Consider the following 13,071-nt stretch of genomic DNA (forward strand, 5'->3'; position numbering starts at 1 on the left):
GAGGTAGTAGAATGTCATCGGCCGCGTAACCGGACATCCCACCCGCATTTGCCCTTAACGCCTTCTGGTCATCAGCCCGATGCCGACAAATCTTGCGCCAGAAAATCCAGACAGCAGCGTAACGCAGCAGGCATGTGACGCCGAGAGGCATAGCATGCGTAAATCCCAAGCGATCCGGTCTGGTAATCGGTCAGCACGGCGACAAGCTCGCCGGATTGCAATGCAGAGTGAACCACAAACTCCGGCAGACACGCCACGCCTTCGGCGGCCAGCGCAGCGTTAAGCAGCACCAGCGTGTCATTCGCCACCACTCGCCCGGCAACGGGCACACTGAACCGCTCACCGCTAAGGCTGTCGCTAAAAGACCATGCCGGGCCAAGCCGGGTATGGTTCAGACAGGCGTGTTGGCTAAGATCATGCGGTGTGAGCAGAGGGCCATGCGTAGCCAGATACGCCGGTGCAGCGCAGACAACCGAAGCGCACTGGCCCAACCGTCTGGCTATCAGGTTATCATCCGGCGTATTGGTTATCTCAAGCGCTAAATCAATACGTTCCTCCACCAGTTTAATAGTGCGATCGGTCAATATCAGTTCGGTTGTCATGCGCGGATAGCGGGTGCGATAACGGCCCAGCGCCTGCGCCAGATAGGATTGACCGAATGAGACGCTGCTGGCGATGCGGATAACGCCGTGCGGTTCATTATCATGGTGGCTACACAGCGCCGTCATATCCTCCGATAACGCCAAAATCTGGCGGCAGCGCGCCAGCATGTCATTACCGATGCTGGTTAATCCCAGACTGCGTGTGGAGCGGTGTAGTAATCGCGCCCCTAACCAGTGCTCAAGGGTGGCGATATAACGTGTCGCCATTGAGCGCGACATATCAAGCTTATTCGCCGCCGCCGTCAGGCTACCCAAATCCGCCACCGTCACAAATACCCGTATCGCAATGAGACGATCCATCTCGCTCCTATTATCCCTGATGCAACTGACCGCATGATGTAACTGACCGAATGATGCAACAAACTATGGCGCATTCTAGGGTTTATTCGGTCATGTCAGGAAGCCATAATCATAAGCAACAGCTTAATATTCGTGTTATGAGATTGATTATGTTAAAAAAATACCTCGTTCCAAGCCTAAGTACCCTCTTACTGTCTCTGCCCGTCAGCACACTGGCGCAAACACCATCGTCTCCCGAGCCAAAAGGCGCATCGTCGTCGTTATCGGGTTGCCCATCGGATGCGATTAACGCGCAATTCGCCGAATTTGGCCGTACCGGGCGCTTACCGCCCGCGCTGGGGCAGTGGCTAAACAATCGTCAGGAGCAACAGATCGCGCCCTACAAGGTGTTTGATAACGTCTATTTCGTCGGCATCTGCTGGGTGTCGGCCTGGCTTATCAAAACCAGTGAAGGCCCGGTATTAATTGATACGTTACATGAGCCGTATGTTGATCAACTGCTGGCTAACATCCGGCAAATCGGCGTTGATCCAGCGGAGATCAAACTGGTGTTGATGACCCATGGCCATTTCGACCATGTGGGTGGCGCGTATAAAATCAAGGCGTTGAGTAAAGCGCGATTTGTCATGACTCAGGCGGGCTGGGATGAAGCGCAAAAAGACGCCAGCCAGTCACAACACTCGGCTCGGCCATGGAAAATGCTGGAACACGCTGACATTGTGGCGCAGGACGGGCAGGCATTTACCGTCGGCGACACCACGTTTTATGCCTACGCGACGCCGGGCCATACCTGGGGAACCACCTCTTATGCGTTTGATGTCAAAGATGGCGCGAACACCTATCGCGCGCTGACCGTCGGCGGTATGGGATTAAACGCTATCGAAAACGCGCGTCAGGTTGACGCCTATATCGCCAGTATCGACCGGCTTAAACGGCTGGTTTCTGACCCCGCGCACCCCATTTCCGTCCATCTTACCGCGCATCCATTTAATACCGGCTTGACGGAAAAACGCGCGCAACTGGCCAGCCATCACAGCGGTGAAACGCACCCACTGGTCAATCAGGCGGATTTACTAAAACAGCTTGATGACGCGCGCGCACAGGCCGAACAACGCCTGCACCTTGAGCAGCAAAAAGCACCGGTAACGCAATAATCGCCCCACCGTTGAGGCCCGCCCCCCCTCTCCCAAGGAAGGGGTTAACGCTGACAATAACAGAGGTAGCGTGGCGCTACCTCGTTGTTATCGTCCCGTCACTTTGCCCGGTTATTTACGTGCTTTACGTCCGTAGCACAGCCAGGTAATCAGCACACAGGCGACATAGAACAGCACAAAGATTTTCATCGCCCCAGCCGGTGAGCCGGTCAGCGCCAGTGAAGTACCAAACGCTTTCGGAATGAAAAAGCCGCCGATAGCGCCGATAGCGGAGATAAACCCTAACGCCGCAGCGGTATCCGTCACCGCGCTGCGCTGCGCTTGCTCTTCACTGCCACCGGCTGCGGTGACGCGGGCAAGAGTCAGGCCACGGAAAATCACCGCAATCATCTGAAACGTTGAGCCGCTACCCAGTCCGGCGGTTAAAAACAGCAGCATGAAAATGCCAAAGAACAGCAGGAAAGACCCCGGCTGGTTTTCTCCCGGCAGCGCCGTAAACAGCAGTAAGGACAACACGGCCATCAACATAAAGGTGATGAGCGTGACTTTCACGCCGCCAAACCGGTCTGACAGCATACCGCCCACCGGCCTTGCCAGTGCGCCCAGCAGCGGGCCAAAGAAGGCATAATGCAGAATAATCACATCCGGGAACTGGGTTTTCGACAGCATGGCAAACCCGGCAGAGAAGCCGATGAATGAGCCGAACGCCGATAAATACAGCACGCTGAGTATCCATAAATGCGCGCGCTTGAGTACCGGCAACTGCTGGCGCAACGACGCCTTAGCGGTAGACAGATCGTTCATACCAAACCAGGCGGCCGCCGACGCGATCAGCAACAGCGGCACCCAGACCCAGGGGGCATTCTGCAACCACACCTGGCTGCCATCCGGTTGAACCACGCCCTTGCCGGTAAAACTGAGCACCGGCAGGAAAATCACCACCGGCACCAACAGTTGCATCACGCTGACGCCCAGATTACCGAAGCCACCGTTTAATCCCAGCGCGCTACCTTGCTGCGCTTTGGGAAAAAAGAAGCTGATATTGGCCATGCTGGAAGCAAAGTTAGCACCGGCAAACCCGCATAACAGGGAGATGATGATAAACACGTTATAGTCGGTTTGCGGATTTTGTACGGCAAACCCCAGCCACACACAGGGAATGATCAGGATTATCGTGCTGAATGTCGTCCAGCGCCGCCCGCCCGCCAGCGGAATGATAAACGAGTAAGGTACGCGCAGCAGCGCGCCGGATACCGATGGCAGCGCCGTCAGCATAAACAGTTGGTCGGTACTAAAATGAAAGCCAACCTTGTTCAGGTTGACAGCAACGGTGCTAAACAACATCCAGACACAGAAGGCCAACAACAGGCAAGGTATTGAAATCCAAAGATTGCGTCGGGCTATATGACGCCCTGACTGTTGCCAAAATTGTGGATCTTCCGGTCGCCATTCCCGGATAACCGTCTGTTGTGACGAATCTGGCGTAGTAGTGGAGTGCGTCATATATCACAAGCCTCAAATCAGAAAAGAGCCCTATCCTCAGGCGCCACATTAGAAGGTCTGTACCCGGCAACGTTGATGTGCATCAACCCCCCGGCAGGTAGAAAAATGCCGCCACCTCTCGCCCACTTCCAAAGGAGTATGATTTATCACACAATATAATTATTTAATTTCAATTGATTACACCAAAAACCTCACCGTGTACTCCCACCACGCGAACACACTGGAAATTCGGGATTACCCCTTTATAGGTATGGGGTTGTGAACCAAAATAAGAAAAAATGCCATAGCGACGCGGATAGCGGTTTATCGGCCAGTTTCTGGTCGGCTTGCCGCTGCACAGACGCACTCTCTTTCGTACAGGCGGTTTCCCGATGTTCAGACGCTTTCGGTTCCCTCTCTCGCTGGTCAACCAGGTTGTCCTGCTGATGTTGCTACAAGGTTTGCTGGGTATCGCAGGAATGGCGGTGTCGAGCTGGATGTCTCAGGGAATTCAGGGAAACGCGCACGCCATCAACAAAGCCGGTTCACTGCGCATGCAAAGTTACCGCTTGCTCTCGCTGCTGCCACTCGATGGCGAGAGCCAACGCTATTTGCAGGATTTGGAACAAGACGCCTACAGCGATGATTTGCAACAAGCGGTCGCGCGCGAAAATTTGGGCGCGGGCTTAACGGCATTACAACACTACTGGGCCGCACAACTCAAACCGCAGTTGCGACAGGCCTCACACCCTCATGACGCCAGCGCCGCCGTCGCTGATTTTGTCCATCAATTGGATGCGCTGGTGCTCAGTATCGACCAAAAAACCGAAGCCCACTTGCGCGTGGCCACTCAGGTGCAAAGGGTGTTTATCGGCATCATGCTATTGCTACTGCTGTTGACCTTTTTTTATTTGCGCCACCGCTTGCTCTCCCCGCTACATAAACTGATGGCCATGGCCCGGGCCATTGGTCAGGGCGAATTTACACAGCGTGTCGCCCTGCGTGGTCACGATGAGATGAGTACGCTGGCACACACACTGAATACCATGTCGGATGAACTCTCCGCTATGTACCGCTCGCTGGAGCGCCGGGTCGCAGAAAAAACGGCAGATTTACGGCAAAAAAATGAAACGCTGGCGTTTCTTTATCGCTCCAGTCGCCGCCTGCACACCAGCGCGCCGCTGTGCAGTCGCCTGCTACCGGTACTGGATGAGCTCAGTGTCCTGATCCCGCTTTATGATATCCGCCTGCAACTGTATGAAGATAATCATCAACCGCAGTTGACTGCGTCAGGGTTGACCCACCTGCCTGACCCACAAACCTGCCCGGATAACCACTGCCCACGGGCATGTCACCGGCTGGCCCCTTCGCAACCCGAAGAGGGAAAACCGGTAAGCTGGGATTTGCACGACAAACTGGGACGCTATGGCCGCGTGTTGGCGTGGATGCCCGCCCAACAATCACTGAGCCCAGACCAGCATCAACTCCTTAATACCCTGCTCGAACAGTTGACCGGCACGCTGGCGCTGGAGCGGCAATCCAGCCACCGCCAACAACTGATGCTAATGGAAGAGCGCGCCACCATTGCACGTGAATTGCACGACTCTATCGCTCAATCACTTTCATGCCTGAAAATTCAGCTCAGTTGCCTGCAAATGCAGCACACCGCCCTGCCTGATGATGTGCAACAACAGTTAGCCGCTATGCGCGATGAAATTAACACCGCCTACCGACAATTGCGGGAATTGCTCACCACCTTTCGGCTTCAGCTATCAGAATCAGGGCTGCTGGCCGCGCTACGCGCGACCGTCACCGAGTTTAATTCGCGTCTGGGTTATGACATTGAACTGCACTATCTACTGCCGTTACAGTCCGTTTCAGCGCATCAGGGTATCCATCTACTGCAAATCATCCGCGAAGCCCTGAGCAATATTTACAAGCACGCGCAAGCCAGCGCCGTCACCATTACGCTGCGCCAGCATCAAGGGCACATTGAATTGCAGGTACGCGATAACGGTATCGGCATCAGCGATGATGCCTCGCGCCTGAATCACTATGGCCTGATTATCATGCGCGATCGCGCTCGCAGCCTGAATGGTGAACTCACCCTTGCACGGCTTGTGTCCGGCGGCACAGAAGTCTGTGTTCGCTTTCTGGCCGACTACCGCCAGCCTAACGTTCTAACAGGAGAACAGCATGCCTGACCATTTCTCTGAGGAGAGGCCTGATAACACCCCGTCAATAAGCGATGACACCTCGACGGTACTGCTTATCGACGATCACCCCATGTTACGTAACGGCGTCAAACAATTACTCAGTATGGCGCCTGATTTACGGGTGGTCGGCGAAGCCAGCCACGGTGAGCAAGGGGTTGAACTAGCCGCACAGCTTGACCCAGACCTGGTGCTGTTGGATTTGAACATGCCCGGTATGAACGGCCTGGCCACCCTGTCACGTCTGCGCGAGACCGCGCTTTCCGGTCGAATTGTGGTGTTTACCGTATCCAACCACGAAGAGGATGTGATCAACGCCTTTAGAGGCGGCGCAGACGGTTATCTTCTCAAAGACATGGAGCCGGAAGATCTGTTAGTCGCCCTGCATCAGGCGGCGGCCGGAAAAATGGTGCTCAGTGATACGCTCACGCCGGTGTTGGCAGCCAGCCTGCGAGAGGCGCGCAGCAGCGACACGCGGGATATTCAACTCCTCACTCCGCGAGAGAAAGATATTCTCAAGCTGATTGCCCAGGGGCTGCCTAATAAAGTGATTGCCCGCAAACTGGACATCACGGAAAGCACGGTGAAAGTCCATGTAAAACACCTGCTGAAAAAGATGAAATTGCGCTCCAGAGTCGAAGCCGCAGTGTGGGTGGTGCAGGAAAAGATTTTTTAACCGGGAAAGGGCGGCCTCAGCCCTTGCCCCGCTTTCATGCTTTGATGCTTTCATGCTTTGATGCCGAAAAGCGCTGTCTGGCACCACGCTTTACCCCATCGCGCAACGCGGTCTGACGCTATCCGCACCACGGTGGTGGCAGACTGTGATAGCCATCACCGTTATAGCCGTAAATCATTAACCACATCGTTTATAACAATTTCAATTCTAATTCCGTCGCACTTATACCTAGAGACAAAACGCAATTCCTGTTAATGTTTGCCCGCCGGAAGAAAAAACGGCATATCGATGCAGCGGCTGCGCCGCTGGACGGCGTCTTTCACTTTTTAGTCACCCACTGTTTTATCTGACATCATGACACATTCCAAACACGTTCTTTCTTCACTGAGTCTGTTTGTCACACTCAGCGTTACTGGCATGTCTGCAAGCTATGCAGATACCGTCTGGTTAACCAATGGCGACAAAATCAGCGGCCAGATCACGCTGCTCGATAGCGGCAAACTGTTTATCAAAACTGATTATGCTGACACCGTATCCGTCACCTGGGACAAAGTAAAAACGTTCCAGACCGATCACGGGTTGGTCATTCAAGGTCAACGCTATGAAAAAGGGGTGCTCTACCCGGCCATCAAAGCGTCTGAGAATTCACGCGCTATCGTTGCCCAACCTGCAAGCGTAGACGGCCAGCAGGTCAGCGCCGGTCAGGAAACGCTGCCGTTATCCGACATTAACTCAATGGTAGTGCCACGCCGTTGGGTGGAAGATTTCTCCTGGAAAGGCAACGTTGACGTCAGCCTGGCCCATAAGAAAAGCTCCACAGAAACCGATAACCGCGATGTTACGCTGAACACTCGCCTGCGCCATGGCACCTGGCGTCACAATCTTGACGCCAGCTACCACATGGCGAAAGAAGATAAGGTGGAAAGCACCAAGAATGCGGCAGGCGAATACGCGCTGGACAAGTTCATCGATGAGCATTGGTTCTGGCAGGGTCGCTACGAGTATAAACGTGACTGGATAGAAAACATCAAGATCAACCGCTCAGTCGGTACAGGTCCGGGTTATCAGTTCTGGGATAACGATCTGGGGTCATTCTCTGTCACCACGCTGGTCAACTCCCAGACCTTCATCTATCGCAATGACACTGAAGATAACTTCTACTCCAGCGGCCTGAAATGGAACTATAGCCGTTTCTTGTTTAGTAAACGGACTGAACTGTTTACTGACGGCGAAGTGGGACGTTCGTTTGACAGTACCACCCCTCTCTACATCAAAGCCGGTGCTGGCGTGCGCTTGAAAGTTACCGACTGGTCTTCCGTCAGCATGAAAGTGTCTCGCAACCGTACCGAAAGCATTCAGGGTAACGTAAACGACACGCTCTATACGCTCGGTTTAGGCGTCGGCTGGTAATCACCACCGCCCGCGTTGAGCCCTAAGGCAATAACCTGAACGAATAGCCTGAACGAAAAAAAGCCCGGTTTTTAAACCGGGCTTTTTATTAAACGCCAACTGCTATAACCGTTATATCCTCACTGAGGTTTAGCCACGGTTTTTGACAGGTCTTCCGCGATTTGCACCGTCTCGCTCAGATAGGCATCTGGGTCCTGATAATCCTTCGGCAAATCATCCAGTGATTTTAACGGCGGTTTACCCTGACGCTTCAACCGATCGTTGATACGCATCAACCGGTTTGACTCATCCTCGTTATTTTCCTTCTGGCGCTGCGCCAGATTCAGCGATACGTGGTTGCGTTTCTCTTTCATCTCCTGATAACGCGCCACATCTTGCTGAATAAACTGGAATTCTGGGTCTTTGGCGATACGGGCATTATGCTGCTCAAGCAATCCCGGCAGTATCGGCTTCACATCCCCCATCACCGCATAATTAGCCTGCTTGATACTGTCCCACGGCAATGCGTTATCTTCAAACTTCTCACCGGTATCCACCACCTCATTACCCGTCGGCATGATGATATCCGGCGTGACGCCTTTACGCTGCGTACTGCCGCCATTGATACGATAGAATTTTTGGATGGTGTACTGCACCGACCCCAGCGCAGGCCACTCCGGGCGCAGCATCTGATCGTAGATTCGGTTGACTGAGCGGTACTGTTGCACCGTGCCCTTACCAAACGTCGGCTCCCCGACAATCAGCGCCCGGCCATAATCTTGCATTGCAGCGGCAAAGATTTCCGATGCCGACGCACTGAAACGATCGACCAGTACCACCAGCGGCCCTTTGTAATAGAGCGTGTCGTCGGTATCACTGTCTTCCCGAATCTTGCCGTTATTATCACGCACCTGAACGACTGGCCCACTTGGAATAAACAGCCCCGATAAGCTGACGGCTTCAGTTAACGCGCCACCACCGTTGCCACGCAGATCGATAATAATGCTGCTGACATGCTCTTTTTCCAGTTTCTGCAACTGAACTTTCACATCATCCGTCAGCCCGACATAGAACCCAGGGATATCCAGCACGCCAACTTTATCTTTCCCGGCCTCTTTTACCGACATTTTCACCGCGCGATCCTCAAGGCGGATACGCTCGCGGGTCAGAGTAATCTGCTGCGTTTTAGTACCTTTACCGGCGGGCAGCACTTCCAGGCGCACTTTGCTGCCTTTCGGCCCCTTGATAAGCGCGACCACATCATCCAGACGCCAGCCAATCACGTCCACCATCGGTTTACCCGCCTGACCCACGCCAACAACGCGATCGCCCACGCTGATGCGTTTGCTCTTCGCCGCCGGGCCGCCGGGCACCATCGAGTTAATCACCGTATAGTCTTCATCCATTTGCAACACAGCGCCGATCCCCTCGAGAGACAAGCTCATCTCGGTGTTGAACTGCTCGGTATTGCGTGGTGACAGGTAGCTGGTGTGCGGGTCTATTTCACGCGCAAACGCATTCATCACCATCTGGAATACGTCTTCACTGTTAGTCTGCGCTAACCGACGAATGGCGAACTGATAACGCTTAGTGAGCGTCTCTTTGATTTCAGCGTCTGCTTTCCCGGTCAGCTTCAGGCTCAACCAATCGTATTTGACCTTGGCGTCCCACAGCGCATTGAGCTCTGGTGTATTCTGCGGCCAGGGTGCTTTAGCCCTATCTAAATCAATGACATCGCTGCCATTCACATTGACCGGTTTTTCCAGCAGGGAGAGCGCATACTGATAGCGCTCGAACCGGCGCTTCTGCGCCAGGTTATACATGGTATACGGCAGGGTCAGTTTGCCGTTTTTCAGATCGTCACCCAACTGTGCTTTCTGATCGGCAAATTGCGCCACGTCAGACGCCAACAGCGTATTGTGGCTGTAGTCGAGCATATTGAGGTAACGATCGAAGATCTTGCCAGAGAACTGTGCATCCAGCATGAACTGACGATAGTGAGATCGCAGGAAACGCGATGCGACGCGCTCACTGACGGTCGAGTGTTGCGCTTCCGGTTGTAGCTGCGGAAGCTGATCTTCACGAGTGATGGTTTCGCTGGCAACACCATACCCGGAGAGCAACAATAAACTTAAAGCGGTTGCTTTGACAAAAGTGTTCATGCCCTGGTTGGCCTCCGTATCAGAACTGCAAATGTTCTGCGCGTACGATCATTGCCAGACCGGAAGCCAGTTGCACCCGGACTCCGTCTTTGGCTATCTCAAGCACAGTCGCATCCATGGCGTTTTTGCCAGCCCTGACTTTGATTTCCTGGCCAATTTTCAGGCTGGAAATATCCGTTACGCTTTGACGCTCAGGCGTCACCGCACGCGCCGGTTTCGGCTGGCGAGGTTTGCTGTCGGCAACGGATGAAGGGGCAGGTGAAGAGGATGCATGACGGGAAGCCGGACGGGGTTTACGCGGCGTATTGGCAGCGCCTTCACGCTCACGGCGTGGCGCACCTTTGCCAGCCGGACGGGGGCGCGCGGGTTCAGCTTCGCCCGACTCACGTCGTTTCGCTTGCTGTTCAGCGCGTTGCGCCTGTACGCGGGCTTTGGCTTCTTCCAACTGCTTACGCGCGTGCTCAACATGCTGCTGTTCCAGCTCACCGCAAGGGTTGCCATCCAGATCAACGCGCTGGGCACCCAGCTTTATGCCGTACAGATAGCGCCAGCTCGACGTATACAGACGCAGTGCAGAGCGTAACTGTGTTTTGCTGACGTGCTCAGATTCGGAGACTCGGCTTACCAAGTCCTGAAAAATGCCGATCTTTAACGGACGCGCGTCACCTTCAATCGTAAAGCAGAGCGGAAAACGCTCTGCCAGATAAGCGATCACTTCTTTACTGCTGTTCAACTTAGGTTGATTTTCCATGAAATTTCCTGATTACAACGGGTTTGCCAACCAGCGCAGGCATGAACAGGCGTCATTATAATGACGCCATCGGCAATTGCCACGTTATCCTTGTCGCAACATACGAGAATTAATGAAAGTCAGCATATCACTCTGTGATAATTGCTGGCATAACACGGCTGCCACAGCCTTCAGCCCCTGCTCATCCGCGCTATCAAAGCGCTCGTAAGCGACGCTGTCGATATCCAGCACGCCAACCAGCACATTATCGACCACCAGCGGCAGGACAATCTCCGCATTACTGGCGGCATCACACGCGATATGGCCGGGAAACGCATGGACATCACCCACCCGCTGTATGCGGTTTTCAGCTACTGCACGGCCACAAACGCCTTTTCCGGCGGGAATGCGTACACAGGCAGGTCGCCCCTGGAATGGCCCCAAAAACAGCGTATCTCCCTCCAGCAGGTAAAAACCGGCCCAATTCACCGCTTCCAGACGCTCAAACAGCAACGCACTGCTGTTTGACAACAGAGTAATAAAGCGATCTTCTCCCGCAATTAATGCCGTCAGATCGCGCACCAGCTCATCGTAAAATTGTTCTTTTTTCATATTCTTGCAAATCGGAAAAAATATTTTTATCGCCTGCTTATCGCTCAGGCAACACGGTAATGACATGAGAGAATCGGATAGAGATGCTACAGGATTTCTGTTGCGAGCCCAACTATTCACATGACCTATTCATATGGCCTATTACATGCCCCTCACATGACCTCATCCGGCATTCACGCGGTGTCATCCCACGCGATACACCTGACGACGACCCAAGAGCCGGTACATCTTCCCCAATGCCGTCTCCAAGGCCTTCCCCAAGAGGGACATACAAGAGAAACAGACAAGAGAAACATAGATGCACGGCACCAATCCGGCTCGCGCCTAAACCACCAGCGTAGCAGTGATTTTGTGTCATGCATCATTCAGTTACACTATGATAATACCTGTCCTGTTAACCTGCCCGCAGGAAATATGAAAATTTATAACATGCCCCCTGCTAACGGGCCGGTCGATACCATCCACGCCCCCTTGCTACGGCAACGGCGTTGCCCGCACTGTGACGCGCCCTTCACACTGCCGGAGCTAAAACGCCATCAGCATGGCTATTGCCCTCGCTGTGAAGCCCCTATCGCCAGCGGGCGGGACTGGTCAATTACGCGCCTCGCCGCCATGGCGATGGCCATATTGCTATTGATGCCGTTTGCCTATACCGAACCGCTGATTAATATCCAGTTGTTTGGCGTATCGATCAGCGCCAGCCTGCTGGAAGGCATCTGGCAAATCACGCGTCAGGGCCACCCGCTTACCGCCAGCATGGTCGCGTTCTGCACCATCGGCGCACCGCTGACGCTCGTGACCGCGCTGTTATACCTGTTTTTCGCCCCGCGCATTGGCATGAACTTGCGCCCGGCGTTGCTGCTGTTTGCCCGCCTCAAAGAGTGGGTGATGCTTGATGTTTACCTGGTCGGTATGGCAGTTTCCGCAATTAAAGTCCGTGAATTTTCTGAAGTTATCGCCGGTCAGGGGTTGATAGCTTTTCTTCTTTTGATGGTGCTAAGTCTACTGACGCTCATCCATCTCAACCCTGAGCAACTCTGGCAACGTTTCTATCCCCAACGGCCATTGCGATCGCTTCCGGCGCAGGCCTGCGTTTGCCTCTCGTGTCATTTTACCCAGGTTCCAGACCCTCGAGGGCGTTGTCAGCGCTGCCATGTTCCACTGACGGCTCGCCGCCCCTATAGCCTGCAAAAATCCTGGTCAGCGCTGTTGGCGGCGGTGATTCTGCTCATCCCCGCCAATCTACTCCCGATTTCAATAATCTACGTCAATGGCGTGCGGCGTGAAGACACGATATTGTCGGGCATTGTGTCGCTGGCAAGTGGTAATGTCCCGGTGGCGGTGATTGTGTTTATTGCCAGTATTCTGGTGCCATTTTGCAAAGTCCTGGTTACGGCATCGCTGCTGCTCAGTATCCACATGCAGGCGCAGCGCGGTTTGCTGATACGTATGCGGCTGCTACGCGCCATGCGCTGGGTTGGGCGCTGGTCAATGCTGGATTTATTTGTTATCGCGCTGACAATGTCTCTGGTTAATCGTGACCAGTTACTGGCCTTCACGATGGGGCCAGCGGCATTCTATTTTGGCGCGGCGGTCATACTGACAATATTGTCTGTTGAGTGGCTGGATAGCCGATTGATGTGGGATGCCAACAGACGTGGAGCAAAAACTGATGTGGAGTAATGTGAAAT

Annotated in this window: 10 protein-coding genes; 5 read left to right on the plus strand and 5 right to left on the minus strand. The window is 53.9% G+C overall.

What is annotated here, in order from left to right; translation table 11 throughout:
• Positions 1–71: 71 nt before the first annotated feature.
• Complete coding sequence (locus O1Q98_RS03310) at positions 72–962, minus strand: LysR family transcriptional regulator (RefSeq protein WP_125259229.1); 891 nt, start codon at positions 960–962, stop codon at positions 72–74.
• Positions 963–1,111: 149 nt separating this feature from the next.
• Between O1Q98_RS03310 and blaCAR the strand changes: the two genes are divergently transcribed.
• On the plus strand, positions 1,112–2,116 hold the full coding sequence (gene blaCAR, locus O1Q98_RS03315; RefSeq protein ID WP_240632745.1) for a CAR family subclass B3 metallo-beta-lactamase: 1,005 nt from the start codon (positions 1,112–1,114) through the stop codon (positions 2,114–2,116).
• Positions 2,117–2,227: 111 nt separating this feature from the next.
• Here the strand turns inward: blaCAR and O1Q98_RS03320 are convergent, their stop codons facing one another.
• Complete coding sequence (locus O1Q98_RS03320) at positions 2,228–3,619, minus strand: NarK family nitrate/nitrite MFS transporter (protein WP_125259228.1); 1,392 nt, start codon at positions 3,617–3,619, stop codon at positions 2,228–2,230.
• 371 nt (positions 3,620–3,990) lie between these two features.
• Between O1Q98_RS03320 and narX the strand changes: the two genes are divergently transcribed.
• The 3 genes from narX (at position 3,991) to O1Q98_RS03335 (ending at position 7,897) form a co-directional block, all read left to right on the plus strand.
• Entirely contained in the window at positions 3,991–5,802 is a 1,812-nt protein-coding gene (gene narX, locus O1Q98_RS03325) for a nitrate/nitrite two-component system sensor histidine kinase NarX (protein ID WP_125259227.1), read from the plus strand.
• An 82-nt stretch (positions 5,803–5,884) separates the two neighbouring features.
• Positions 5,885–6,487 carry a two-component system response regulator NarL gene (narL, locus tag O1Q98_RS03330; protein WP_416232413.1) on the plus strand — a complete coding sequence of 201 codons (603 nt, stop codon included), beginning with the start codon at positions 5,885–5,887 and terminating at the stop codon, positions 6,485–6,487.
• A gap of 354 nt (positions 6,488–6,841) precedes the next feature.
• Positions 6,842–7,897, plus strand: a complete 1,056-nt coding sequence (locus tag O1Q98_RS03335) for a DUF481 domain-containing protein (protein ID WP_125259225.1) — start codon at positions 6,842–6,844, stop codon at positions 7,895–7,897.
• A gap of 119 nt (positions 7,898–8,016) precedes the next feature.
• Here O1Q98_RS03335 and prc read toward each other — a convergent pair whose 3' ends face one another.
• The 3 genes from prc to O1Q98_RS03350 all read right to left on the minus strand — a co-directional run bounded on the left by prc (position 8,017) and on the right by O1Q98_RS03350 (position 11,380).
• The gene (gene prc / locus O1Q98_RS03340) at positions 8,017–10,038 is read right to left on the minus strand and encodes a carboxy terminal-processing peptidase (protein WP_125259224.1); all 2,022 of its coding nucleotides are present in this window, start codon (positions 10,036–10,038) and stop codon (positions 8,017–8,019) included.
• 19 nt (positions 10,039–10,057) lie between these two features.
• A complete protein-coding gene (proQ, locus tag O1Q98_RS03345) occupies positions 10,058–10,789 on the minus strand; it encodes an RNA chaperone ProQ (RefSeq protein WP_125259223.1) in 732 nt (243 codons plus the stop codon).
• An 84-nt stretch (positions 10,790–10,873) separates the two neighbouring features.
• Positions 10,874–11,380, minus strand: coding sequence for a GAF domain-containing protein (locus tag O1Q98_RS03350; RefSeq protein WP_125259222.1), 507 nt, complete (start codon positions 11,378–11,380; stop codon positions 10,874–10,876).
• Between the two features lie 414 nt (positions 11,381–11,794).
• On the opposite strand from O1Q98_RS03350, the gene yebS reads away from it, so the two are divergent.
• A complete protein-coding gene (gene yebS / locus O1Q98_RS03355; RefSeq protein ID WP_125259221.1) occupies positions 11,795–13,063 on the plus strand; it encodes a membrane integrity lipid transport subunit YebS in 1,269 nt (422 codons plus the stop codon).
• The last annotated feature ends 8 nt before the right edge of the window (positions 13,064–13,071 follow it).

The organism is Dickeya lacustris (assembly GCF_029635795.1).
GTDB classification, from domain to species: Bacteria; Pseudomonadota; Gammaproteobacteria; order Enterobacterales; family Enterobacteriaceae; genus Dickeya; species Dickeya lacustris.